The organism is Vibrio sp. R78045, from assembly GCF_042466085.1.
Taxonomy (GTDB): domain Bacteria; phylum Pseudomonadota; class Gammaproteobacteria; order Enterobacterales; family Vibrionaceae; genus Vibrio; species Vibrio cyclitrophicus.
In genome coordinates this window covers 910,113-936,383 of sequence record NZ_JAXHBS010000013.1, presented here as the reverse complement: position 1 = coordinate 936,383, position 26,271 = coordinate 910,113, and the positions used below count along the sequence as shown (strand labels likewise).

Below are 26,271 nucleotides of genomic sequence, written 5' to 3'. Positions count from 1 at the left end.
GAGGGACAAAAGAACTAAAAAGTAAGCGAATCGTTCGGAGGATGCATGGATCTGCTGTCACAACTAATGGAACATTTCTCGATACGTACTGGTGTTTTTTACTCTGGAAATCTGTGTGGTGTATCGTCATTCAAGCCACGACAGGGTAAGGAAGGGCATCTTCATGTGTTGAGCGCGGGGAATCTGACCTTATCTCGTGCTCACAAGGAAAGTAAGCAACTTTCACAGCCTTGCATGGTGTATTTGCCTAACAGCACGCCACATGCGATTGAAGGGGTGGGGGAGGGGGCAGAGTTGGTGTGCGCGAATGTGGAATATCGAGCAGGGCAGATGAATCCTTTGTTGTCTGCTCTTCCTGATGTGATAGTGATTCCGTTTGATGAAGCACCTAACTTAATTCCAGTGATCGAAGTGTTGTTTCGGGAGTCGAGCCAAGAATCGTCAGGCCAACAATACTTAATGGATAAATTTAGTGATGCATTGATGGCTTTAATTTTCCGTCATCTCATTGAACAACAGAAAATTGATAAAGGGCTATTTTCAGCTCTTGCCCATACTCGACTCGCTCCTGTAATGAACGCTATCCACAGATTGCCTGCTCGTCATTTGTCGGTTGCGGAAATGGCTTCATTGGCTGCGATGTCTCGCACTCAATTTATCGAGGCATTTAAGAGAGAGGTCGGTGAAACGCCCGGAGATTACGTACAAAAGTGGCGTATCTCAGTGGCTCAGTCTTTACTGTTACAAAGTAAGCCAATTAATTGGGTGTCTGATGAGGTTGGTTACAGCAGTTACTCTGGCTTCTCTCGTGCGTTTCAACATGTCTCTGGTATATCACCACGTCAATGGCTAAAAGAGATCGAGGGATAACGGTGAGTATCAAATGAAGGTTGTCGATATTTATCTTAGGTTTGTGTAAATATTGAGGTTTGTGTAAATACTTATGATTGTGTAGATATTTAGATGGATGTCGATACTTGAGTTAAGTAAAAACTGCCAGTGACCATGGGTTAGTGTTTTCACTGGCAGATAAATATTGGGAAGAGAGTTTAACGTTTCCGGTGAGATGGCTGTTAGCGAAGCAACCAGCGTTGCAGAGGTGTCTTTTCGATACCCGAAACCAACATAAAGCTCAGGATAAAGGTGCCGAAGAATACAGTGATATCTTTACCGATCTCTGTGATACCTAATATTCCACAAACATTGAACAGCACGATAATAACTAACAAATGGCTGACGTAGATGCCCAACATTCGGTTTGAAATAGAACGAACCCATGCGTAGTTGCCGATATTTGGATTGGCCAGAAGCCACATAAATACACCTACGCCCCATAATGTGGTTCCAAACAAGAAATCATTCATGTTAAACCCGACATCAAAGTTGGTTAGCCATGCAGCTTCGGCAAAGTGGATGAACATGCCTATCGCTAAGAACCCCAAGGCCTTTGTTGACGACACCTTCCATTGATGTTGGCGAATCAGGAAGCCTAAAGTCACCATCAGTGTGCTAAAGAATGGGCCGTTACGAGTGAAGAACGGCGCACTGAGGTCGGTTAAGCTTGTGTAACTGCCTGCCAACACACCATATACGTAAAGTAGAATAGCCGTTGGTAATAGCAGTTTGTCGAGTTTCATCTCAACCATTAAGGCGATGATCAAAACAGCGAACATTAGAGCAGGAAGGAACCATAAGTGAACTAGTCCGCCCTCTAAGAAAGAGTTGAGCGGGGTGTTCATTAGGAAGCCCCAGTAACCTTGGCGTTCGCCTAAGTAACCCAATTCTTCAACCTTAGAGAGGTTGAATGGCATGACCAGACAGATGATGCTCCATACCAACCAAACTTTGAGTAGTGGTTTGGAGTAGTTGATGAAGGTTGTCCAAGGCGACGCTGTGAGTTTAGGTTGGATCAGATAGCCGGAAATAAGAAAGAATAGCGGCACGGCGAAGCGCGCGGCTTGGTTAAGAACATAACCAATCCATGGCACTTCATTGATTTGCCAATAAGTCAGTGCCATTTGGCCATGTAAACCAATGACCGCCAATATAGCAATCACTCGGCCCAACTCGATACTGGCAATGCGTTGTGCAGGCGTGTGTTGAACGGAAGACATATCAGATCTCTAAGAAAAATTTCGTAAAATCTAACAGTCTTTATGGCGAATACGTTAGTCCTAAATCAAGGCTTGCGGCCTTAGTTTTAAGGCTTGTGTTGATTATTTGAAGCCTGTCGCAGCTATATTAAATTCATTGCAGTGAGTGCGAATATACCAAGCGTGCAAGTGATAAGAGAAACGACAGTCGTTAGAGCGATAATATTGGCGGCTAAGGTAGAGTTTCCCCCCATCGCTCGCGCCATTACGTAACTTGCGGCAGCGGTTGGCGCGGCGCTCATCAAGAAAATAAGACCAAGATCTAATCCTCTAAAATCGAAGAATATAGCAACTGAAGTAATTAGCAGCGGAGCCAAGACCAGCTTGTATCCCGTAGAGAACCAGGTGGGGCCCTTATCTTTTTTCAGAGATCGTATGTCAAGCGACCCTCCAGTGCATAAAAGAGCCAGTGGTAAGGTCATATTGGCAAAATATTGTCCTGCATCCGACACCATTTTCGGCACTGGAATCGACAGTAAGTAAAACAAGACTCCCATTGCGATAGAGATAATCAGAGGGTTTTTGGTCAGTGTTTTAACAATCACTTGAACGGCTTTATCACCAGACTCTTGACCCTTCGGAGTGAGTGCGATAACCGCCTGAATGTTGTAGAGAACGGTCAGTGATGCGACATAAAGAGCTGCGAGCGCAACGCCGTCGTTGCCGTAGATGTTTGCAACATAGGCGAGTCCAATAATGGCGGTATTAGCTCGAAAGCCACCTTGCACTATTACGCCTTGGTCTTCTGGTTTTTTAAAGGCTATTTTCGTGCTTACCGTGGTAAATATGAAGAACACAAGGTTCGCCCCCAAGCCAAAAATAACGAGCTTGCCGCTAGCCGAAAAATCGTGGTTAGACTGAACAATACTCAAAAATAGCATTGCTGGTAGAGTGACCTGAAAGACGACCTTTGATGCGACATCGATGAAGTTATCATTGATCAAGCCGATTCGCTTGAGCATCACACCAAGAAACAGCATTAGACAGATGGGGCCTGTTACTGACGCCGAAAACGCAAACTGTTCCCAAAGTGTGTTCATTATTTTTCCTTTGTTGTTTAATTGAGTCGTTACTTTTTGAATAACTGAATAACTGAATAACTGAATAACCGAATAACCGAATAACTGAATAACGGCTTAACTTGGCGCTGCTTCGCTCAATATCCTTTGAATACTGTCGCATTTTTCCACAATTCTTTGATAAGAGAAATTAAATCCCTGCGGTTAAGCAAAAAACTTTGAAAAAAAGTACGAACGTGCTAAAAATAATCATCAGATTTATCATTGGTGAATAATGAGCAAAGGAAAGATAACCAAAGAGTATATTTTGAGCCATGCATTCGCGCTTGCGAGTGAAAATGGTCTCGAGAGTTTAACGATTGGCGAATTAGCCAAGCAGTGTGGTATGTCTAAGAGTGGATTGTTCGCGCACTTCAACTCTAAAGAGAACCTACAACTCTCTGTGCTCGAGTATTCCAACGCCATATTCACTGAAAGAGTCATCACGCCTGCAAGAGAGTTGGGAGATGGTGACATTGAAGCGAAATTGAAACAGCTGCTCGATAATTGGCTGGGTTGGAATCACTCGTTTCAAGGTAGCTGCATGTTTATTGATGCATGGAAAGATGCAGGCAGCGAAACGTCTGTGATTCAGAAGGCACTGCAGAAAACCATTTCAGTGTGGATTGATTACTTGACCATTCAGGTCGCTAAAGCGATCGAGAGCAAGCAGTTTAGAGTTGATTTAGAACCTAAACAGGCAACTTTTGAGTTATATGGGCTTTATTTGAGTGCTAACTTGTTTTACTCCTTACGAGGTCAGCAAGCGAGTCACACTCATTTCTGGAGTGGCGTAGAACGTTTAGTAGAGAGTTGGAAAGCGGTTTAGATTGCTGACAAGTTTTACTCGAAAATCATTTTATTCGTAAAGAACGTAAGTTTTGCTTTAGTAAGGCTGACCACAATTTTATAGAAGTGGCGGTAAGTGATAATAAATTACCGTCATTTTTTAGATAAACAAATAGCACGGTCGTTCGATTTTTGGGGCCGAGCTCTATCCGCCAAGTTGTATGGCGAAACAAGGACAGGTCATGAGTGACAAAATCTATTTTAATACATCGAACAAATTCAGTTTTAAGCGCAGCTTAATTGGTGCCACGACAAACCTTCACTATATTCTAGCGCCTAGCCATGCGAAGAAAACAGCACGTAAATTGCTGCTGACTCCAATGCGCACCGAGCAAAAGAATGCCGATCCAAAAGGTTTGATTAAAAGTGAGATCAAAGGTCGTGACGGTGTATTGAAGACATACTCTCTGGGTACTGGACCGGTTTGGGTGCTTACTCATGGTTGGTCGGGGACAGCGAGTCAGTTTTTCCCTCTCATGGAACACATCGCAGCCAAAGGCTTTACGGCTTTGGCTTACGATCACCCTGCTCATGGTGGCAGTGATGGTGTACATGGTCATATTCCAGCGTTTGTGAACGGTTTAGAGGCCATTCTAGATTCGGTTGGTGAAGTGGCAGGTTTGGTTGGCCACAGCATGGGCACTGCTTCTGCGTTGGAGTGCAAGCACGTTAAATTGGAAAACAAGCCAATGTTGCTGATCGCGCCTGTGTTGGATTACCTAGAAAACCTATTTGGCAGTGTGGCACGTTCTGGTTACTCAATGAAGCTGTTTGAGGCGGTTGTAGGTGAAGTGGAAGAGCAGTTTAACTACCCAATTCAATCAGTGGATCCTTATGGGAAATTAGCGCTTCGCGAATCGCAGACGATCATTGTTCATGATGAGAAAGACAAGTTCACTAAGTTTGATGTCTCTCAACGTGCTGCCAATGAAATGGATCGCGTCACCTTGATTGCCACTCGAGGCCAAGGTCACGGACGAGTGATGAAGTGCCCGCAAGTATTTGGGAGCTTTGATAACTTAATAGGCTAAACTCATCGAGCATACTTAAAAAGGTCATCAGTATAAAGATCGTTAGCTCAAGGCTAAGAAAATATAAATAAAAAGGCCAATCAGACATTCTTTGATTGGCCTTTGCTTTTAGGGGGTTAGTGGGTGCTTAGCTCGTGTTGAGCTAAATCCCATTTTAGTTAGCACAGCTCGCAGGGCCGATCTCTTTCCAGACGCCCCATTGGCCTGTCGTTGTTGGATCTTCACCGGTTGTCCACCATTTCGCTTCCCAAACCTTACCAGCTTGAGTCACTTGGTCGCCGCCAGTGTAGACCGCACTTGAATCCCAAGCGTTAGTACACGTACCGCCGCCTGTGGTTTTCTTAAGAACGTTCACTGAAGTAGCCGCTACCGATGTCTCAGTGCCATCGCTGACCGTTACAGATAAGTTCAGCGTCGTATCTTGCGTGTATTCCGCCGCGACAAAGCTCACTGAAGAACCTTGAACCGTAGCATCAATACCAGCAGGCACATCCCACGTGAAGGTCAATGTATCTTGGTCAGCATCGCTCGAAGCCGAAGCATCAACCACCACTACGTCACCCGCATTAACTTCAGCTGGAGCTGAAACAATCGCAACTGGTGCTGTATTAACTGGACCTGTGTCCTTAGGGGTTACTGTTACAACAATGGTGTCAGTTGCAGTCGCACCTTCGTTATCAGTTACCGTTAGGCTGAACGTGAGTACTTCTTGTTGAGCGACTTCAACCACATCGAAGCTTGCAACTGCAGCATTCGCGTTGGCCAGAGTTACGGCTGTTCCGCTTACTTGTGACCAAGCGTAGCTTGCAATCGTGCCGTCGCTGTCTTTTGAAGCGCTACCGTCTAGAGAAACAGAAGTCGGGCCTTCAACCGATAGATCTGCGCCCGCTGCTGCGGTTGGTTTACGGTTTACAGGATCAGTAGTTCCACCTGCAAGACCTTCATGCATCGCGTTCAGGATATCGCCGTTATCCGCATCAATTTCCCAAGAGAATAGACCCGCAAGGCCAAGGCTACGAACGTATGCGCCTTTTGCTTTTACTGAGCGATCATCATCAAATGTGATTAGCTGACCTGAAGTACGGTTCCAAACGTAAGGCGCTTCTGCCATTTCGTCGTAGCCATATTCAAAGCCGTTGATGCCTTGGTTGTTTGCACCAAGCATGTTCGCTTTAATGCCTTTGTAATCGATAACGCCATCTTCCCATACACCCTGAGCAGAGCTGCCGGTCAGTTTACCATTACCTACGCCAGTCATTGGGTCGCTTGGATCTGAAAGTGATGATGGTAATACGCCTTCCCAACCACGACCGTACATCGCTGTACCAACCACAAGTTTGTTCGCTGGAACACCTTGCTCAAGCAGCAATTGGATGCCGTTGTCTGTGGTGTAAGCAGGGCCCGTGTACTGTTCGCCATTTTCATCAAGGCCTGTGCCATCACATTGCCCAGGGCGCATGAAGTTACCGCAGTTGAGTGCTGTTTGGTGACCTAACACGTTGTTCCAACCGCCGTAGAAGTCGTAAGTCATCGCGAAGATGTAATCCATGTATTGGATAGCATCGCCGTAGTTCACGTCTTCAATCTTGTCGTGACCAACACCGATCGCTGATGTTAGTTCGTAAGTACGATCGTTTTCAGCTTCTAGCTCATCTAGCATAGCGCGCAGCTCTGCCATCAATGCAATATAAGCCGGGCCATCATTTACAGGGTCACCGAGATCGGGCGCAGCACCGCCTCCACCGGGGAATTCCCAATCGATATCCACACCGTCATAGAATTTCCATGTGTTGAGGAATGTTTTAACCGATGCGACGAACGTGTCTCGGTTCGCTTTGGTTGTGAAATCGAAGAACGGGTCAGATAGCGTCCAACCACCAATCGATGGAATGATTTTTAAGTCTGGATTGCGCTGTTTTAGCGCCATCATCATTGCGTAGTTACCCTTGATAGGTGAGCTGTATTCGTGCCCTGCTTGAGGGAAACTCTTCTGGAAAGCCGCCCAAGGGTCATGAATCACCACTTCGTAATCGTTAACGCCCTGACAGGCTGTCATGAGTGCGTTGTAGCTGTTACCGCCTACTGATTTCACTGATTCATTAGGACCACAAATTGGGATGAAGCCATAAAGGATGTGGGTCAAGTTATCAGCGGGTAGGTTATCGACTGTATAATCACGGCCATAGATGCCCCACTCAACAAAGTAAGTACCTACTACCGTGTTTGGATCTGTGTTGTATGACTTGTTGTTCGGGTCCACATTCATCGAAAGTGGCGCTAAGTGTGAGCCATCGGTATCTGCGATTGTGAGCTGAGCGGGTGCACTCTTGGCACAGCCTGTTTCGTCACACGCTTCGATTTCCATCTGAAATAAGCCGCCTTGGCCGTATTCGAATGAAGCTGTTGTTTGGCTGCCAGTTATAGGGCCAGTGGCCACTTTAACGCCATCAAAGTAGATGTTGTAAGTGTTTCCTGACGTTCCGCTCCATTGGTTAAATTTAACGTCGACCTTTGCTTTGTCGTGATATTTAACCATCTGGTTATAACCAGAAGTCGTTTCCATCGCGAGTTCAATTTTAGAAAACTGAAGGTTGTTGGAACCGTACATGTCGATGCTAGGTGCTGTTGGAGCGGCTAATGCTGTACCAGATAGCGCTAGAGCAATGCTCGCAGCACAGGTATTTATACGAATCATACTTTTTCTCTCATTCCTTGAAGGTTACGAGAACCAAATGGCCCCATAAACGGCTCCAGTCAGTTTTGAAGGAGCTTCCCAGTCAGTATTCGAGAGAGTTTTAATTTTATAACTGAAAATAAATCCGTTTTCGATGGACAACTAAAAAATAGTATCTCGTTACAATTCTGTTGCTTAATGAGTGAGAGGCTGAGTCCATGTTTTATAAAACAAAACAATGTTCAGTATGAAAATCTCACAAGTGAAAATACACAACATGAAGTTATGAAAATATGCGACAAACTATGGGAAAATATCGTGAATTGAAGCGGCATCACAGAACGAAACGTGTTGGGTGTGAGGCTGATACGTGGAAGATAGTGCTAATACTTGGGAATGCAAAGAGTGTTGCTAAGGGTAGTATCACTAAGAATGCATTACCTTAGAGGATACCGTTGTAGAAGTTATCTTTTGAATTGCTCAGCTAATGAAGCGCGTCGTTGTTGCATCACACTATGGGTGTCACCTGCTGCTGTATCTTCGTAGCCTTCTTTAATGAATTGTTGAGATGGCACACTGGGAAACAGTCGCTTTAATCGAGGCGAATCATAAGTACCACTGATGGTGTAAATTGTTGGCCCAGATCCTGTGTTGATGGTGACAACTTTGCCATCAAAATCAAATGAGGTAGTAATGAGGCGATGGTTCATCGTGACGCCATTATCGGAAAGCGTAAGGATATCGGTATTGTAGGGTGGAGCCCCGATCTCTATCCAAGTGCCATGGACATTGCTTGGGCTGACTGACTGTTGGTGAGTTTGATAAGCAAAATACCCTGCCGTGAGGGCAACCATCAAGCCGGCTAATAGAAAGCCGTAGAACAATAATTTGGCAAATATATCTCTGCTTTTCGTGGGATTTTTTGCCATTATCTCTTCATTGATCTTCACGCACCGTCGGTCAGTTTATAAACTAAAATCTTAGTTTGCAAAGATTCTTATGATAGTTAGAAGCAGGATCGAATGTTCTAGTAAATTTGGTTGCGTTCGCTATTTTTGGCATATTTACGTCATCAATGAAAATGGTTCTCAAAAAAGCTTAAGCTATGCGTATTTATTTCTTGTGCGAAAGTCATGAATTGGTTAAAACAATTACCACATAACTTACGTATAGGCTTATTTTTTGAGCCCAATGCATGCAATTTGAAGATAACAAGGAAGTACGATGATTAAAGAAAACACATATTTTGACGGCGGCGTTAAGTCGTTAGCGTTTAACCAATCTGGTGCGGACGTTAGTGTTGGAGTGATGGCTGTTGGTGAATACACGTTTGGTACAGCGGCTCCAGAAAAGATGACCGTTGTTAAAGGTGCATTGATTGTTAAGCGTGTTGGTGATGATGATTGGACGACATACCAGTCTGGTGAGTCTTTTGACGTTGCTGGCAACTCTTCCTTCGACCTTCAGGTAAAAGAAGCGACAGCTTACTTGTGTGAATACTTGTAACTAGGTCTAAATTCGTTCAATCAGGGTATCATTTGTTTCTGCTTGGACAGAAAAAACCACGCTCTAAGAGCGTGGTTAAATAAGTGATAGTAACCGGCAGTGGATAGTGTCACTTGTTTCGCAGTCATCAAATGGACGACCAAAATTCGTTGTTTGTTGCAAAACCTCTTCAACATCTTTCTCAAAGCTCAAAGCTCAAAGCTCAAAGCTCAAAGCTCAAAGCTCAAAGCTCAAAGCTCAAAATCAGTAAGTCTCAAATACGCCGTTGTTGTAGTCCTGAATTGTCTGTTCAATCTCTTCCATCGAGTTCATGACAAATGGGCCATAATGCACAACCGGCTCATTAATCGGTTCACCAGAAAAAATCAGGACACCAGAATCTTCTAAGCTATCCAAAGGCAGCAATTCAGCTTTGGTGAGCAGTGCAAGTTGGCCTTGGTTGACGACTTTGTTATCGATCTTAATACTGCCTCGGTACACGTATGTCATGGCATTATGGTTAACATCCGTCCTTAACGTCACTTTTTGTCCTGAATGCGCTCGCCAATCCACAACGCTTAATGGCACGCCTGTCGTTTGTAATGGACCTTGTGTTTGTATAGTTTCTGCGTCAGCTGGGTCATGCAGTTTAAACCCACCGGAAATAACTCTCAGTAAGCCGATTTGTTCGTTTTGATATTCTGCAATGCTGTCACTTTGAAAGTCATGGTATTGCGCTGGCTGCATTTTGTGTGTTGCTGGTTGGTTTATCCAAATCTGAAAACCGTGCAACGCGCCTTCTTCCATCATTGGCATTTCACTGTGAATCACACCACGACCCGCGGCCATCCATTGTGCGCCACCGCTGCGAAGCTCACCGACATTACCCAGGTGGTCTTTGTGTTGGAAATGACCTTGAAGCATATAAGTGAGCGTTTCTATACCACGGTGAGGATGTGGAGGAAAGCCGCCAACGTAGTCTTTGCTTTCATCCGATTTAAGTTCATCAATCATCAAAAATGGAGAGAAACGTGTGTTATTAAAACCAGCGAGTCTTTGGATTTTGACACCATCTCCATCTGAAGTCGCATGTGCTGAAATGACATGGTCTACTACTCTTACACTCGTCATTTTGATACCCTCATAAACTTGAATAGCTGTAGTTTATGTAATCTGATTGAAAAAGAAGATGGCATAGCGTTGAGTGACTTATTCGAAAATTTTGAACAGGTAAGAAGGTGAAATTATGTCTATACTTGAATAGGGTAGACCGCCAAGGAGGCCGCTATGGCAATACAACCAAAGCATGGCGATAGGCAAGGTCGGATGGACTTTGAAAATGATTTTACAACAGAGCAGAGCCACCGCTTTACAGCTGTCGCAAACAGTGCGTTTAAACGTCGTGTGAAAAAACGCGAGATTGAAGCGCCGTTTATGCAGTCGGCCAAGCAAGCTGCCTTTAAATCGGTAGTGAGGCCCAGAGGTAATAACCCGAACCGAACTCGACAAGTCGTATGGATCATTGTGATTGGATTAGTGAGCCTTTGGCTTATGTATATGGCAGGCTAATACATTTAGCAGTATGCGATATTAACGGTTAATGTTGATGCGTTTTTAGCAGAGTAACGTTGTTCCCTTCCACCTTCGCTTCAAGACAGTCTTCAAGCTTGGATTCATCAGATTCTGAGCAGACTAATTTCGTCGAGAATTCTTCTATCAAGTTTGAAACCGGGTTGTCGTGATAATAAGCATATCGGTTTTTCCCTGAGTGTTTAGCAACGTACATCGCCTTATCCGCACATCGAGTTAATTCATGTAAATCGGTAGCATCTTGAGGGTATAAAGAAACGCCTACGCTAAGAGTGAGTTCTTTGATTCTCTCATTGGTTTGGCAACCGCTCTCAAACAGTCCGCATATCCGCTCTAGAATGCCATCAAGATCTTTTCGAGTTGGAATATCATAGAGCATCAAAACAAACTCATCGCCAGCAAACCGAGCGATGGAATAATCGTATTCATGATTCTTTCTATCTCGAGTGCGTAGGTTGTTGCTCAAACGATTCGCAAAATGCTGCAGGACACTGTCACCAACATCATGCCCATAGTTATCGTTGATGCCTTTAAAATCATCAATATCGAGAAAAACCAAGGCGGTAAGTGAATGTTTACTATCAATAGTCGCAAGCTTTTCACTTGCCCAACGTTCAAAACTCCAACGGTTGGCTAAGCCCGTGAGTTGATCTCTGTAGGCTAAGTCCTCTATCCCTTCTTTGTATAAGCGCTGAATGTAGTTTACCGCTTGTGTGTAGTAATAAGCGGAAGTATGGCAAACCAAACTCATGGTAAATAAGCTAAGAATAAAGCGATGAGTGCTATTAAATGGCAAAGAAAAATTGCCCGGCAAGGCGGTAATTAAAGTGCTAATAAACACGCAAAATGAGGTGCTGAATATGATGCCAATTCTGAAATCATTAATAAAAATCACGGCAGCCAAAATAGGGTACAACCAAAGAATTCGATCAGGGATGGCATTGCTGTACAAGAATAAGATAATGCCTTGAACCAACAGTACACAGCTCAATATCAACTCTGAATATTGAGGATTGTTAATCTTTCTTACATAAATGGCGTTTGATACAGCGATAAAAGCAAAACACAGTTCGAAAATCGACAGTACGTAATGCTGACCTTGGAAATAAGCCCAAGTATAAAAGATGAATAGAGACGCAGCAGTCAGTGAAAATGAATGGACAATTTTTTGTTTGCGGGTGGATCGTATGTCCGCCATTTCTTCTAGGTGTCTTCCGACTGGCCTGTTCATGTGATTTGTGCCACGAATTTTGATGATGGTACTAATACTAGGTTAAATAATAGGCTTGGCGGAGCTTAGGAAGTCTATTTAATGTGACTACTATCAAGGTTTTATCTTAAAAGTGAATCAAGCCAATATAAAAAGTGATGTATATCACTAACGGTGCAGAATAACCTTGTCGAGAACCATTCAAAGAGCAAGCTGGTGGTTGCACTGGATTATTACGTGCTTGCTTTCTAATGCTTTACTCAACATAGTTTATAGATAGCTAAATGTTTATATAACCCTAAATTTGATAGAGGATCATTATGTTAATTACCTTTAGTTGCAAGGCTCATGCTAGCGTCACGATGTTTGGGGAGGTAGGCCTTCAGTTCATTAACATGCTTGGACACAGTGGCACGATACCTGGTGCTATTGAGGCTTCAGAAGTCCCTCAAGCATTGAATAATTTACGTATTGCTATCGCCGAAGAGCAAAGTAAGCCGGTAGAGCAAGATAATACTGATGACGACAATGAAGAAGAGATTGTTGAAGCTCCTGTCAATATCGGCAGTCGAGCTTTTCCGTTGGTCGAACTATTGAAAGCTGCAATCAAAGAAGAGTGCGAAGTGATGTGGGAAGACGGCAGCGGTAAGCTTTTGTAGGATGATTTAATACTGAAAAGGTAGAGTTTAATATCATTGAAGTTTTAATTTATATTGCATAGTTGAACATAGGTTGACTAATGAAAGTAAACTGAAACAATAAGTTATATTTATAAACGCATCTTGAACTGAAGGGTATTTGATGGGCTTCTATTTCCGAGCACGTAGCTACACTAGTTTAGTTGGCTCTCTTTCGTTGGCCGTTGTTTCAGCGCCGAGTATGGCTGATATATCAACAACGCCCGTCATTGGTGGTGTGTTTAGCTCCAGTGAAGTGCTAAAAAATCAGGTGCTTTCAAGCCTAAGTTACTCTGCCAAACTCACTCGTGATGCGGCTCTTTTCACGATTGGTGGCGTTACATTAGATGCGTATATTCTCGCTCTCCCTTTAGATGTCAAAACAAAAGCCAGAGTCGTTGCTCAGTTATCTAACCCGACGTACTCAATTCCTTTGGGTTATTTTCTCTATAGTTATTACGACCGCTATTCAGGCTTGGGCAGTGAAGATGTATTCAAATCTTACTTGTCGACGGTTTATGATGAGCAGGCATTAAAGGGCTTTGAACATAGCCTCTATCATGTTGGAGATAAGCCAACCTCAGAGGATCATGAGGCAGATACCTCGACTGAAGCAACGGGGCATCATGAAGGTATTCGTATCGATGAACAGTTCATTGCCAACATGGTGGTTATCTACGATGCGTTATTCGAAATTGGTGTTTGGCAGGATATGGACACGCTCCCTGCGAATTACATCTACTTAACCAATAGCTCTGAAGATCTAGCGATCATTGCTCAGATTCAACCGATCATCGTTGATTTGATCGATAAAGCGGCATTGGGAATGGATGACGGCGATATGAAGTCTGCAATGTTGGCGATTGCAGAAGATGGTAAACCAGAAAACGCTGATAAGCCGAATAACAAAGCACAAGCTCTTACCATCACGCTTATTGATTTTGTGCGCTTAAACTTGCTGAAAGCCTACCGCCAATTTGTGTTTAAAGAAGAACGTGCAGCAGCGCTCGATGATTGGATGCAGCAAGCGTTTAGTGACCAGCCTGATGCGCTCATTCAGTTCTTAGAATCCCAACAGAACAAGCGCTTTGCGGTCCAAGTGACCGTCGATGGTTTACAGCAAGGGTTGATTGAGGGGTTGGTCGATGAAAGCGCGCCATTCATCTCGGTTGCTTACCAAAATCATAAAAACCGAACGCAATACAAACCTAAGTTAGAAACGGTGATTGAGCCTGAGCATCAACAGCAGGTGAGGTTCATGGAAGTTCTGTCTGAACAAACCTACCGTGATCCGAATTATCTTCCGTTCTTCAAAAAACTCTATCAAGAACATCTAGACAATATTAGCCGAGTGGGTATCTCTTCAACTCCCACAATCAGCGTACGTAACCTACCGATCATTAAAACGGGCGCGAAAGTATCAGGGCAAGGTGGCACTGGTATCCCTAATTTCCACTTTGTTGACCGAGAGATCGACCGAGCGTATTACTTCTTTGGTAATGATGCCCTGCAGTTGGATGTGTTGATGGCAAACAACAAGGTGCAGACCATGTTTGATCGCCTTGATTATCTGAAAACGTTGAACTGCAACGCCCAATACGATTGGAATGCTCACACGACTTACGACGGGCTAGTAAACCTAGGTTTGGGTGAGTCACTGCGTGATTATGGTGAGAAACGCTGCGTTAAAGAGCTTCAAGAACGTTCAGAAGTCGAAGTGGTTTTGCAAGAAAAGCGTCAAGCCTTGATTGAAGATATTGAGGCGTATCAGTCTATATCTGGCTTTGATTTTTTCACCAAGTTTTCAAAGAGAGCTCAGGTTAAACAGTCGATCACTCAGTTTGCCGAGTTAGATGGAAAAGGGATGCCGGATTACACCTTGGTTTATAACCCATGGCCGGATCACTTCGCGCACTTTACCGGTCCTTTTAGTGACGAAATTCTGATGCCGACTGGAGAGCTTAACCGACTGGACTATTGGATTCGCCAGATTGAAGCGACCTACCGCAGTGCAGGCGTTTACGATAAAACGCTATGGGGCATGGCTGGGGATCATGGTTTAACGCCGGTGTTCTACGCGCTCAATCCCGAAAAGCAGGTATTTGAAGGCTTACAAGCAGAGCTAGAGTATCCAATTGTGGTGAAGAAGATATCTTCAGACGAGGGTGAAGGGCCTAAAATCACCAATGCTCTAAGCTACCCAAGCTCGAAGGAATTGGATGTGGTGGTCGCCTCGACTGCCGGTGGTAACTTCATGATGGACTTCTTTAATTCGGCTCAAGGGTGGCAGGTTCAGCCTGTTTACCAAGAACTCACGCAGTGGTCTCCGATTGCAGCGCCACCTGGTCAGAATATCAACATCATTAATCAGATATCGCAACGCTTACCTGAAACTCTTGATTATATGGTCGTAAGAGAAAGCACATGTGACCAACAACGTTGTGCGGTTCGTGTGATTGGTAACCGAGATTTAAAACGAGTCGACGAATTGATTACCCGCGAAGGTGACAAGCTTTTCTACGAGTCGCTAGAAGCAAATCGAGCGCCAGTTTTACTTAACACACAAGAGCTTAATCCTTATCTCAAGAGACCGAATCAATCTGATTTCGCGCTCTACTCTCAATTAGTTGAAAAGTGTATTAACCGAGCGATGAAGGTGGATGTCACTACATGGTGCAGCAGTGCGCAGTGGACAGAGTTAACCCAACTGACTCCTAGACCAGATTCTGTCAATCAACTAGCCAATATCTACCTTGAAGATAGAGCGGGCACGGTTAACCTGTTCCCGAAAGCTGGAATTGGTTACAACACCAAGGTACCCGGTCGTCATGCTGGTGAAGACTATTTAGAGAAGGACGCATTCATCGGTTTCTGGGGCTCGCCAATTGGTGAAAACTCACAGCCATTAAAGATCGAATCCAATGGCTCGTTAGCGCCGACGCTTTTTGAATATTTAACCGGAGAGGCTGTAGTCGAAGGTGAGAATGGTTGGGGGTATCCGTCGTTGATTGAGAAGTTAGATATTTCAAGCGCGCACTAAAGTAAACGCTCTCTACCTACTCGCTATCTGTATTTTCTCTATGGTTAGCGAGACTGAGAGTTAGCTAGGTTGAGAGCCATCCCCACAAAATCTTCATCACTATCATCAATAACCTGATAGCCAAGTGACTGATAAAAGCGAATGGCGCGGGTGTTATTTCTAAAGCTCGACAGAGTGACTTGGTTTCGTTGCTCTTGATGGGCTTTTTCGTGGATGAGTGACATGACTTTTTTACCAAGAGATTGATCTTGGTATTGAGGGGAAATGATCAGCAGATGAATATGGTATGCGTTGTCATAAGGCTTAAAACACACAAGTCCAATCTTCTCTTTTCCTCGGTATACCCAATGAAACCAAGAAGGTTGGTAGTCGTTTAATAGGCGGTTATGTTGAAATTCGTCATCCCAGCCAAACACATTGTCGACGTGTATGAAAAGCCCTTGCTTAACACACGCAAACAGTTCTTCGAATTCGAGATTTGAAATGAGCTGGAATTGCATATTCTCTTCTTTTATTGTCACTCAGCTTCCTTATTAAACGCTTTTGAATAAGCCGAATTAGCTTAGATTTTCGATGTTATGAAATCAAAAAGCCATGCGTAATGCATGGCTTAAAATCTGGCAGTAAGAACGTTGTGATTTAAACGATCTTAAGCGCGTGATGTCGAGTAAGTTGCTTATGTAGCGAGTCTTTTAATGCCATGCGTTCTACTTTGAGGTTATGCATGCTGTCGTCATCGATTGGGCTGCCAGAAATTTCTAGTTGGCGGATGTCGTAGTCGAGTTGGTGGTATTTCTGCATGTCTGCTTTGAATTTTTCGTCGTCGTGGTTGAGCTGAACAATGTCTAATTTAAGATCTGGGAAATCTAAGATAAAGGCATGGTTTTCATTGAGCATTGGCACTTCCTCTCTAGTCGTATTACTAACAGTATAGAAGCAATTTATCGAAAGAAATGTGGTTCAAAACACAAAGCAGTAAAGCGATCAGAAAAGGGCTCAAACTCGTGGAATGGTCCGCGAATTTGTGCCCTTTTTAATATCTATCGTTATACGTTTATAACTTTAGGCCTATCGTATGAGGCTTACTTCGCTTGCTTGCCAGAACGTTGCTGTTCTTTGAGCGCCAGCTTTTCTTTCTTACGCTGCTCAATAAGATGAGCGGCTTCGCCACCTACGTGGGTTTCGCCACGGGCGTTAGAAAGTTGAACTTGCTTTTCACGTTCGCGGAAACGGGCTTTCTGCTCGTCGCTGTGCTTATCAATACACTTAGGGCAGCTTACGCCTTTCTCAAAGTGCTCAGACGCTTTGTCTTCATCTGTGATTGGCAGGCGACAAGCGTTACACACGTCGTAACCGCTCTTCTCTAGCTTGTGGTTTACCGCAACACGACCATCAAATACGTAGCAGTCGCCTTCCCACATGCTCTCTTCTTCTGGCACTTCTTCTAAGTACTTCAGAATGCCGCCTTCAAGGTGGTATACCTCATCAAAACCTTGCTCTTTCATGTAGGCTGTTGATTTTTCACAACGAATACCACCCGTACAGAACATCGCGACTTTTTTGTGTTTCTTAGGGTCGAGGTTATCTGCCACGTATTGAGGGAATTCACGGAAGGTTTCTGTGTTTGGGTTTACAGCATTTTTGAATGTACCGATATCGACTTCGTAGTCGTTACGAGTATCAACCAGAATCACATCAGGATCAGAAATCAGAGCGTTCCACTCGTTTGGTTTCACGTAAGTACCGACAACATGGCGAGGGTCGATACCTTCAACGCCCATGGTTACGATCTCTTTCTTGAGTTTCACCTTGGTACGGTTGAATGGCTGTTCTTCGTTGAATGATTCTTTATAAACAACGTCCGCTAAGCGAGTGTCTTGCTTGAACCATTGAAGAAGTGCATCGATAGATTCGCGTTTACCTGCAACAGTACCGTTGATGCCTTCACTCGCAAGTAGCAAAGTACCGCGAATTTTGTTGGCTTCTAGCACTTCAGTTAGTGGCTGGCGAATTTCTTGGTAATCATCAAGTGCAACGAATTTATACAGAGCACATACAACATATTGAGACATGGTTTTTCCTTTCTGCGAGCTGGAACGTAAATCCAGAGCGTTTACCTGTTATTCGCCATAAATGTCGATAGAGCGACGTTGTGTCGTTCTCAGTCTACAACGGTAGGCTTATTAAAATCAGGCGCAGTATAACCAAGGCGGTGTAGGACAAAAACCAACCAAATGTAGGGCTATTTAGCATTGCTTATTGTGTGGAATTGCGGGTGTTGAAAGGATATTTATTTAATTGGCTTGAGGTATTTGAGGTTCATTGAACGTTACGCTTTGAATTTATGTAGTACCTCATTTCTATGAGTTGGTGTTCTCCAACGATTTCTACTTCACGGATAAACTCAAAGCCAAATTTTTCGTAGTAATTCTTTAAGTATTGATGGGCGTGAATTTCAATGACTTTGGCACCCTGTTGAGTCGCATGTTCTAGAAGTGCGGCTACCATTTTAGAAGCAATACCTAAACCTCGATACGATTGCAAGACGGCAACACGAGCCATAATGGCGTGTCCGCAGTCATCAATATATAAGCGAGCGGTTGCTACCAGATTTTCAGCATCGGTGACTAAGACGTGATGCGATATTGGATCTAGGCCATCGAGGTCTAAAACTTCAGGGATAGCTTGCTCTACAACAAATACTTGATTGCGAATGAATTGCGCCTTACGTATGAGATCTGGGCTGTTGCCAACGGTCACTTCCATTTGATTTTTCCATTTTGCCTAACGAATGTGATTAAACATAACATATTGAGGACCAGCAGCCCCTCCAAGATAGAGTACTTCCGAATCTTGGAACCCACCTTTCTGATAACAAACCTTGGCCGCTGGATTCTTACAGTTTACGGTAAGATAAATAGAGTGGTAGCCGCTGTAGTGTATGGCGATGTACAGTACTAATGCTCGCACAGCGCGTGTACCAATCCCTTTTCCTTGTTGGCTTTGGTCTATGACAAAAGTTCTTAGGCCGATGGCGGTGTTCGGGCAAAAGTCATAGTTAGATGCGTAATCCGTGTCGATTTTGAAAAAGCCGACGATGTCATTGTCTAATCTGATGACATGTAGGTGGGTAGTATCGCTAGCTTCTGCTAAAAACTCTTCCGCTGTACCTGCAAACTTAACTTGTTCTGGAGCTAGTTGAATCGATTTTATTGCCTCGATATGTCTGTCGGCTAATTTTTCAATTCTAATCATCTTGGGTCCTTATTCCTATACGAAATCAGCCAGTGTTAAGTCTCTGAGTTGAGAATTAACACTGGCTGAATCGTTATTGCTTGAACCGTAATAAGCTTATCAATCAATAATCCAAGCTGTCTGTACAATCAAGATCATGCTTGGTTAAGTACTTCTGCTAAGCGTTTCACCGCTTCGGTTAATTCTTCTGGATTTGCATTGGTGAAGTTTAGGCGTAGCGCTGCTTTTGCTTCATCGGCCTTTGGATAGAATACTGGGCTTGGCACAACTGCCACGCCATTCGAAAGCAGAGTTTTAGCCAGTTCGAAGGTGTCGCAGTCTGGGATTTCAACCCAAATGAACATCCCGCCATCTACGGCTTTTAACACGCAATCTGCAGGCAGTTTTTTTTCTAGTTCTGAAAATAACACTTCATAACGAGACTTGTACAGTGTGCGAATGTTTTCCATATGTACGTTGAAGTCTTCATGTTTCAGAAGACCGACAAGCAGCGCTTGCATAGGTACACTTGAGTGTAAGTCAGCGCCTTGTTTCACTTTGATCAGTGGCTCAAGGTAGCTGCGCTTACCTGTTACCGCACCAATACGTAAACCTGGCGATGCAATTTTAGAGAATGAACGAAGAACGATAGAGTTGTCAGGGCAGAACGAAGAAACTAACGGCAGTTCTGTACCTGTGAAACGTAGCTCACGGTATGGTGCATCTTCAATGAATGCCACGTTGTATTTGATACACAGCTCAGCTACTTTTTGACGAGTTTCTGTTGCCCAGCACACCCCTGTTGGGTTGTGGAAATCAGGCACAGCATAGAACATCTTGGGTGATTGCTGTGCAAAGCACGTTTCCAGTTCGTCTAGGTTCGGGCCAAATTCTGTTTGAGACACGGTCGCAATTTTTGCTTGAACGAGGCCAAACACCTGCATCGCACCTAAGTAGCTTGGCGCTTCCATCACAACCACATCACCTGGGTCGACATACGCACGCGCAATCAAATCCAAACCTTGCTGAGAGCCAGTACAAATCATTGCCGTGTGTGACTCTGGCAATTGGTAGCTTTGCGTTAGGTGCTCAAGCAAAGGGCCATAACCAGCAGTCGACCCATATTGGAAAACTTCCGGCATGTTCGCTAGGTCTTCTAACGTTGGCTTCATTAAATCAATAGGGAACGTTTTCTCATCTGGCAAACCACCGGCCAATGAAATGACATTTGGATCGCTTGCGGCCGCGAGAATTTCTCGGATGTAAGAAGACTGAATTTGTTGCAGTGATTGTGCGATTTCCATTTGTTGTGTCTCGTCATTTTCGTTTTTATTTTATGGTTTGATATTACACGGCAATTGTAAAAAACAGCGTGTCCATTTATGCTTATAAACATGTCCATTTATGCTATTTAAACGATGTCGCGACAACACATATCTAGAATCAATGATGTTCTGTTCTATATTCACCAAGACATCAGTCAGCCTTTGTCGGCCAAAGCGCTCTCTGAGATCGCAGCTTATTCCGAACAGCATTTTCATCGTACTTTCAAAAGTGTTGTGGGGGAGTCGCTGCACCAATACATTCGACGTACCCGAATGGAGTATGCGGCTAATCAATTGATGTTTGATACCACGTCGTCAGTGGTAGAAATTGCCAACAAGTGTGGCTTTAGTTCGGTGTCTTCGTTCAGTCGAGCATTTAAGGCGACTTTTAATATGTCGCCGGGTGAATGGCGTAAACACGACTTACAAATAGCTGAAAAACCCTATCTGAAAGATCCTGAAGTGGCGGCGGGCTATTTGAATGTGGCGCAGAGAGTGTTACCTGAACCGAAGATCGTTGAAGTGCCTGAGCGCATGGCTGCCTACGTTCGACATATGGGCTACAACCGCTCTATTCGCAATGCTTGGTTGATACTGAAAGCGTGGGCGAACTCTGAACAGCGTGATTTTTCGAGTCAGTTCGGCTTGCATCACTCTAACCCTGCCTGGGTCGAAATGGATCAGTGTCGTTATGTGGCATGTATTACGATCGATGAACCGATTAAGTATCGCAGTGTTGTGAATCAGATGGTGATTCCAGGTGGTTTGCATGCCGTTTTTCGACTTAATGGCCGCTATGGTGAACTGCTACCACAGATTAGTATGGTGTTAGAAAAGTGGCTACCTACGTCTGGCTTTAAACAGCGCTCTACTCCTGCGTATGTGCACTATCATCAGAATCATTTTCTCAACAGTGATGAAGTTTTTGAACTCGATTTTTATCTTCCGGTGAGCTTCTACTAACCGACCTAAAGCTACCTATTTGGCTCGCTAGCGTAAATTCACTTAATCGATGGTTGTGCTGTTTTCTTGAACCAGACTTTGCTCTTTTGTTGAGAAAAATTAGCACAACTAATGGCAGCTAACGATTCTATGCAGGTGAACTAAGATAAAGGTGCTTTGTTGATAATTTACCCCAGTAAATGATGACAACGTACGGATTAAACGATAGCATCCCGTTCTAATTGCAAATAGTTCTTAATATCACTCGCTAGAATATGACCATTACCCACAAAGATTATCTAAAAATCGCTTTCCCTTTCATCATCTCAACGGTGACTCAGCCTCTGCTTGGCGCGGTGGATACCGCCGTGATTGGTCAGCTTGGCATCGCTGAACTGATCGGTGGTGTGGCGATTGGCACCATCATTATGAACACCATGTATTGGTTGTTTGGCTTTTTCCGTGTCAGTACGACCGGGCAAAGTGCGATGGCATTGGGTAAGGGCAGTCGCTCTGATTTAGCGGGTAGCTTGATGCGTCCGTTTGTGCTGTCTGGTTTGGTGGGTTTGATCTTTATCTTGATACAACCGCTCATCTGGCAAGGCGCAATGTGGGTGATAGAGCCTGAAGCCAATGTGGCCGAGCACGCGCACATCTATTTTAGTGTTTTGATTTATGGCGCACCTTTTGTTCTGCTTAACTACACCATTATTGGTTGGTTAATGGGGCAGGCGAAAGCCAAAGAAGTCCTTTACACACAAGTGTTTGGTAACGTGTTGAACATTGTTTTAGATGCGGTGTTCGTGCTTTATTTCGACTTGGGTGTCGCCGGTGTGGCATACGCAAGTTTGATTGCACAAATCACCACCTTTGTGATTGGTATGACGCTGGTGATGAAGACCAGCAACATCTCGATCTCTGAGTTCCTGCAAGGCTCGAAGATGACCAAGAAAGACCTTTCGACAATCATCTCATCAAATACTGACCTACTGTTACGCACGATCTGTATCTTAGTATTTTTTAACATGATGGCGCGCACAGGCTCAAAGTTGGGTACCGATGTTCTGGCTGCTAACGCAATCTTGATGCAAGTAACCTTTATTGTGAGTTACATGTTTGATGGTATTGCCAATGCATCGAGTGTGTTTGCGGGTAAAGCGGTTGGTCAGAAAAATGCTTCGATGTTGGATCGTGTATTAAGACTCAATTTTCAATGGACGGCCGGTTTTATTGCTGCGTTAACGTTATTGACCTTGGTATTTAAAGACAACATTGTTTTCTTGTTTACCGATATCCCAACGCTTGTTGCGCTATACCAAGAGATGGCACCGTGGTTGATTGTGTTCCCGCTGGTGGCTGGCTTTGGTTTAACGGTTTACGGCATCTTTACTGGAACAGGAACTACACGTCCGGTTCGAGACTCTAGCATCGCTACCTTGACGGTATTCTTGGCTGTACAGGCGTTTTCGGTCGATTTGTGGGGCAATCATGGTCTGTGGTTGGCGTTTACTTTGTTCTATCTTGGGCGTATTGCCTTCTTGTATCCGTTCATCGCTCAAGTTAAGCGGAAATGCCTTCCAATGACATAAGTAATAACAGCGACCACAAAGCTGAGGTCATATAGAATCATTACGAAAGCGCCTGACTGTTTCTTGTAGTTAGGCGCTTTTTTGTACCTAACGGATTGTGACCATAGATGGTTTCACAGGCAATTTTTTGCGATCCGGTTCAATGTTCACTTTTCATCATACAGGCTTAATGATAGAGTTGTTATGTTATAACATCTACTTATGAGTACTTGCGTGAACGCCCCACTTTTGTCTGTTGACCGATTAACGATCAAAACCTCTTCGAGAACACTTTTCCAAGATATCCACTTCGATGTGTATCGAGGTGAGCTGCTGGCGATCATGGGCCCATCAGGTATTGGTAAGTCGATGCTTTCACGCGCGATTGCAGGTTTTCTGCCGGAAACGGTTGAGGTTGAAGGTCATATTTCTCTGTCTGGTGAAGCGGTATGTGGTTTGCCTATGCTGCAAAGAACCGCAGCACAACGACCTGCGGTTATCTTCCAAGACGCCCTTCAAGCATTGAACCCTCTCGTTTCCATTGAAGGCCAACTCAGTTTGGCATTGACAGGCACTCGCACTAAGCTTAAATCGCAAGACAAAACCAAGCTCACCGAATTGCTAGTACAACTCGGTTTCCCTAACCCAGAAACCATCTTGCCGTTATACCCGAGTCAAATCTCTGGAGGGCAACGTCAACGAGTGTGCATTGCGATTGGGTTGCTGAGTAACGCCGATATCATCATTGCAGATGAACCAACCAGTGCGTTAGATCCGGTGACAGAGCAAGAGATACTCAAGCTGATTCGCGACAATGTTAAACAGCGACAAATTGGTGGCCTGCTTATCACTCATGACCTGCACAGCGCGCTCGCGTGTGACAAGTTATTGGTGATCGATGATGGCGGAGTGGTGGCTTATGGCGCACCAAAACACGCGCTTGAATCAAGCTCTCACGCTTTCTGCTGTTCATTGAGAGACCTAATCGCATGAGCTCGACCTTATCATTAAATTCAGAAGTCTCGCCGTTAATGCCAGTGATAGATTCAGAAACACAAACACCGATTGAGATTAAGTTCGAGAATGTCGGTGTGCATTACTACTCAATACCAAGTTGGTTGGGTGGTAAGGCGTTCAAAGCACTACAGAACATCGACCTCGATGTTGAAGATAAAAGCCTAGCTATTGTTGGACGTTCTGGTGCCGGTAAATCAACGCTGATTGAACTGCTGTTTGGCCTTAAAGAGCCGACTGTTGGCCAAATCAGTTTGTTTGGTCATTTGCTGCCGATTCGTAATAGCAAAGCGCAAGCCGCAGTGTGTCGCTTGATTCAATTGGTGCCTCAAGAGCCACACACCTGCCTTAATCCTTACTATACCGTTCGACAGATCTTAGCCGAGCCGCTAAGCAACTTAGATGTTTCTGGCAACCATGAAAGCATTATTGAAGAGACGCTGTTGGATGTGGGCTTACCTGCCACTTTGTTATCACTGAAACCTAATCAGCTTTCTACAGGCCAAGCTCAACGTGTGGCCATTGCTCGGGCGCTTGTCGTTAGACCCGCAGTGTTGGTAGCCGATGAACCGACCGCCAGCCTTGACCCGGTGAACCGTCAAAGGCTGTTAGATTTACTCAATTCATTGAAAAAGAAGCGCGATATGCGCATCGTTTTGGTGACACACGATTTAGGCGCAGCAAAGGCGCTTTGTGAAGAAATTCTGGTTCTTGACCATGGCGAGATGGTGGAGCATGGACCGACACCTCAAGTGATGAGCGTACCTGCTCATCCCGCGACTCAGTTGCTGATTCAATCTCAGCCTCTTTCGAAATCTACTTGTTAATACAACCTTATTTATTACGAAATACAGCTTATTAACAAAATACAGCTTATTAACGAAGCACAGCTTACAGAGAAAAATAACTATGCGTTTTAATTCAATCAAACTAGCCTGCGCTCTAGCGCTGGCTCTGCCTTTGACGGGCTGTTTTGACTCTCAACCAGAGTCGAGCGATGCGGCGGTCAAATCTGAAATTCGTGTTGCGATGATGCAGCCACCAAGAACAGGTCTATCACCACTTTCTGATGACGCGTTCAAACTATCGCGTTGGAGCACGGCTGAAACGCTAGTTAACCTGAGCCCAACTTCAGAAGCTGAGCCAATGCTGGCAACAGATTGGAAACACGTTGATCCACTGACTTGGCAATTCACGGTTCGCCAAGGTGTTAAATTCCACGATGGCTCTACATTAACGGCAGAGTCTGTTGTGAACTCACTACAGAAAGCGTTGGAAGCGGCACCTAAGCCACGCATCCTAGATGGCGTAGAGCTAGAAGTGAAAGCAATGGACAACTACCGCGTAGAGATCAAAACCAGCTTTGATGACCCTCTTCTACCAAGTCGTTTATCAAGCCCTCAATTAGCGATTCTTGCAGCAAGCGCGTACCAAGAAGATGGTCGAGTTAGTCCAATGGGTGCAGGTACAGGTCCGTTTGAGTTGACTGAAATCAACGGCACAACTAGCGCGAAACTAAAACGTTTCGATGGCTACTGGGGTGAAAAAGCGCAAGTTGAATCTGTGATTGCTGAATACGTTCCTAACGGTTTTGCGCGCGCTGCGGCTCTAAGAACAGGCACGGCAGACATCGTTGAAGCGGTGCCAGTTTCACAAATCGCGACCATTGATCCTGACCTGCTTTACGAAGTAGCAATGCCTCGTACCAATACGCTTTACCTAAACAACAAGTCGGGTGTATTTAGCGATATTAACTTACGTAAAGTAGCGGCTGCTGCGGTAGACCGTGAACAAATCGTGAATACCGTTTATGAAAACCACGCGGATATCGCGCAAGGCCTATTAGGTCCTGCACTTGCTTGGGCTGAGCCGATCCGACCTGAAGGCCAAGCAATCGACAAAACGCTAAAAGCAAACGGTGAAAGCATTGTTATCGGTACCTTTACCGACCGAGCTGAGCTTCCAGAAGTGGCAGCGCTGCTTAAACAGCAACTTGAAGCGGCTGGTTTCAAAGTTGAGCTGGATATTCGTGAATACGCTCAGATTGAAAACGATGCACTGTCAGGCAAGTTCGATGCGTTCATCCTTTCTCGTGCAACCGTTCTAGATTCTGGTGACCCAGTGGCTTACATGATGAGTGACTTTGGCTGTAAGGGTTCATTCAACCTTGGTCAATTCTGTTCTCAAGAAGTAGACCAAGCACTGACTCACGCTGATCTGCAACCACTAGGTGCACTGCGTCAGCAAGCGATCATCGAAGCTGAGCAAAAAATCCTGAACGACTTCGCTGCTATTCCACTGCTTCACGAACGTGTGATTCAAGGCGAGAGCGAGCGTGTAAGCAATGTAGTTCGTGACCCAAGTGAACGTCGCTTGGTTGATCAAACGACACAAGTTAACGCGGCAACACAGGTTAACTAA

The 26,271-nt window shown here is 44.6% G+C and carries 24 protein-coding genes; 12 read left to right on the top strand and 12 right to left on the bottom strand.

Annotation, left to right across the window (positions count from 1 at the left end; genetic code table 11):
• The first annotated feature begins 45 nt into the window (after positions 1–45).
• A complete protein-coding gene (locus SJY39_RS14735) occupies positions 46–870 on the top strand; it encodes an AraC family transcriptional regulator (protein ID WP_016787513.1) in 825 nt (274 codons plus the stop codon).
• Positions 871–1,073: 203 nt separating this feature from the next.
• On the opposite strand, the gene SJY39_RS14730 is transcribed toward SJY39_RS14735, so the two are convergent.
• Both SJY39_RS14730 and SJY39_RS14725 read right to left on the bottom strand, forming a co-directional pair.
• Positions 1,074–2,114, bottom strand: a complete 1,041-nt coding sequence (locus SJY39_RS14730; RefSeq protein WP_016790013.1) for an acyltransferase — start codon at positions 2,112–2,114, stop codon at positions 1,074–1,076.
• Between the two features lie 122 nt (positions 2,115–2,236).
• Positions 2,237–3,193, bottom strand: coding sequence for an AEC family transporter (locus tag SJY39_RS14725; RefSeq protein WP_016790014.1), 957 nt, complete (start codon positions 3,191–3,193; stop codon positions 2,237–2,239).
• Positions 3,194–3,446: 253 nt separating this feature from the next.
• Here SJY39_RS14725 and SJY39_RS14720 point away from each other — a divergent pair, with 253 nt between their 5' ends.
• Positions 3,447–4,040 carry a TetR/AcrR family transcriptional regulator gene (locus tag SJY39_RS14720; RefSeq protein ID WP_010432517.1) on the top strand — a complete coding sequence of 198 codons (594 nt, stop codon included), beginning with the start codon at positions 3,447–3,449 and terminating at the stop codon, positions 4,038–4,040.
• Positions 4,041–4,242: 202 nt separating this feature from the next.
• Positions 4,243–5,091 carry an alpha/beta hydrolase gene (locus tag SJY39_RS14715; RefSeq protein WP_016790015.1) on the top strand — a complete coding sequence of 283 codons (849 nt, stop codon included), beginning with the start codon at positions 4,243–4,245 and terminating at the stop codon, positions 5,089–5,091.
• Between the two features lie 154 nt (positions 5,092–5,245).
• Here SJY39_RS14715 and SJY39_RS14710 read toward each other — a convergent pair whose 3' ends face one another.
• Together SJY39_RS14710 and SJY39_RS14705 are read right to left on the bottom strand one after the other, a co-directional pair.
• Positions 5,246–7,786: a glycosyl hydrolase family 18 protein gene (locus SJY39_RS14710; RefSeq protein ID WP_016793157.1), complete on the bottom strand. Its 2,541-nt coding sequence runs from the start codon at positions 7,784–7,786 to the stop codon at positions 5,246–5,248.
• Positions 7,787–8,229: 443 nt separating this feature from the next.
• Entirely contained in the window at positions 8,230–8,694 is a 465-nt protein-coding gene (locus SJY39_RS14705; protein ID WP_016766913.1) for a DUF2850 domain-containing protein, read from the bottom strand.
• A 295-nt stretch (positions 8,695–8,989) separates the two neighbouring features.
• Here SJY39_RS14705 and SJY39_RS14700 point away from each other — a divergent pair, with 295 nt between their 5' ends.
• A complete protein-coding gene (locus tag SJY39_RS14700; protein WP_010432533.1) occupies positions 8,990–9,271 on the top strand; it encodes a pyrimidine/purine nucleoside phosphorylase in 282 nt (93 codons plus the stop codon).
• 243 nt (positions 9,272–9,514) lie between these two features.
• On the opposite strand, the gene SJY39_RS14695 is transcribed toward SJY39_RS14700, so the two are convergent.
• A complete protein-coding gene (locus SJY39_RS14695; protein WP_016793158.1) occupies positions 9,515–10,381 on the bottom strand; it encodes a pirin family protein in 867 nt (288 codons plus the stop codon).
• A gap of 156 nt (positions 10,382–10,537) precedes the next feature.
• On the opposite strand from SJY39_RS14695, the gene SJY39_RS14690 reads away from it, so the two are divergent.
• A complete protein-coding gene (locus tag SJY39_RS14690; protein ID WP_010432539.1) occupies positions 10,538–10,819 on the top strand; it encodes a hypothetical protein in 282 nt (93 codons plus the stop codon).
• A gap of 28 nt (positions 10,820–10,847) precedes the next feature.
• On the opposite strand, the gene SJY39_RS14685 is transcribed toward SJY39_RS14690, so the two are convergent.
• On the bottom strand, positions 10,848–12,038 hold the full coding sequence (locus tag SJY39_RS14685; protein ID WP_010432541.1) for a GGDEF domain-containing protein: 1,191 nt from the start codon (positions 12,036–12,038) through the stop codon (positions 10,848–10,850).
• A 332-nt stretch (positions 12,039–12,370) separates the two neighbouring features.
• On the opposite strand from SJY39_RS14685, the gene SJY39_RS14680 reads away from it, so the two are divergent.
• On the top strand, positions 12,371–12,709 hold the full coding sequence (locus SJY39_RS14680) for a DUF1840 domain-containing protein (RefSeq protein ID WP_016766915.1): 339 nt from the start codon (positions 12,371–12,373) through the stop codon (positions 12,707–12,709).
• A gap of 142 nt (positions 12,710–12,851) precedes the next feature.
• Entirely contained in the window at positions 12,852–15,767 is a 2,916-nt protein-coding gene (locus SJY39_RS14675) for an alkaline phosphatase family protein (RefSeq protein WP_016793159.1), read from the top strand.
• Positions 15,768–15,811: 44 nt separating this feature from the next.
• Here SJY39_RS14675 and SJY39_RS14670 read toward each other — a convergent pair whose 3' ends face one another.
• From SJY39_RS14670 to SJY39_RS14645, 6 genes are all read right to left on the bottom strand, one after another.
• The gene (locus SJY39_RS14670; protein ID WP_016785488.1) at positions 15,812–16,267 is read right to left on the bottom strand and encodes an N-acetyltransferase; all 456 of its coding nucleotides are present in this window, start codon (positions 16,265–16,267) and stop codon (positions 15,812–15,814) included.
• 139 nt (positions 16,268–16,406) lie between these two features.
• The gene (locus tag SJY39_RS14665) at positions 16,407–16,664 is read right to left on the bottom strand and encodes a YdcH family protein (RefSeq protein WP_010432560.1); all 258 of its coding nucleotides are present in this window, start codon (positions 16,662–16,664) and stop codon (positions 16,407–16,409) included.
• Between the two features lie 185 nt (positions 16,665–16,849).
• Positions 16,850–17,839 (bottom strand): rhodanese-related sulfurtransferase, encoded by a 990-nt coding sequence (locus tag SJY39_RS14660; protein ID WP_016793160.1) that lies wholly within the window; start codon positions 17,837–17,839, stop codon positions 16,850–16,852.
• A gap of 247 nt (positions 17,840–18,086) precedes the next feature.
• Positions 18,087–18,533, bottom strand: a complete 447-nt coding sequence (locus SJY39_RS14655; protein ID WP_016766922.1) for a GNAT family N-acetyltransferase — start codon at positions 18,531–18,533, stop codon at positions 18,087–18,089.
• Between the two features lie 18 nt (positions 18,534–18,551).
• A complete protein-coding gene (locus SJY39_RS14650; protein ID WP_016790022.1) occupies positions 18,552–19,022 on the bottom strand; it encodes a GNAT family N-acetyltransferase in 471 nt (156 codons plus the stop codon).
• 134 nt (positions 19,023–19,156) lie between these two features.
• Positions 19,157–20,305, bottom strand: coding sequence for a PLP-dependent aminotransferase family protein (locus SJY39_RS14645; RefSeq protein WP_016787522.1), 1,149 nt, complete (start codon positions 20,303–20,305; stop codon positions 19,157–19,159).
• Positions 20,306–20,419: 114 nt separating this feature from the next.
• Here SJY39_RS14645 and SJY39_RS14640 point away from each other — a divergent pair, with 114 nt between their 5' ends.
• The 5 genes from SJY39_RS14640 (at position 20,420) to SJY39_RS14620 (ending at position 26,271) form a co-directional block, all read left to right on the top strand.
• Positions 20,420–21,289, top strand: a complete 870-nt coding sequence (locus SJY39_RS14640) for a GyrI-like domain-containing protein (RefSeq protein WP_016766925.1) — start codon at positions 20,420–20,422, stop codon at positions 21,287–21,289.
• Positions 21,290–21,543: 254 nt separating this feature from the next.
• A complete protein-coding gene (locus tag SJY39_RS14635) occupies positions 21,544–22,857 on the top strand; it encodes an MATE family efflux transporter (RefSeq protein ID WP_010432590.1) in 1,314 nt (437 codons plus the stop codon).
• Positions 22,858–23,070: 213 nt separating this feature from the next.
• Positions 23,071–23,829, top strand: a complete 759-nt coding sequence (locus SJY39_RS14630) for an ATP-binding cassette domain-containing protein (protein WP_010432593.1) — start codon at positions 23,071–23,073, stop codon at positions 23,827–23,829.
• The gene (locus tag SJY39_RS14625; RefSeq protein ID WP_016790068.1) at positions 23,826–24,677 is read left to right on the top strand and encodes an ABC transporter ATP-binding protein; all 852 of its coding nucleotides are present in this window, start codon (positions 23,826–23,828) and stop codon (positions 24,675–24,677) included. Before SJY39_RS14630 ends, SJY39_RS14625 begins: the two co-directional genes overlap by 4 nt.
• 82 nt (positions 24,678–24,759) lie before the next feature.
• Positions 24,760–26,271: an ABC transporter substrate-binding protein gene (locus tag SJY39_RS14620; RefSeq protein ID WP_010432601.1), complete on the top strand. Its 1,512-nt coding sequence runs from the start codon at positions 24,760–24,762 to the stop codon at positions 26,269–26,271.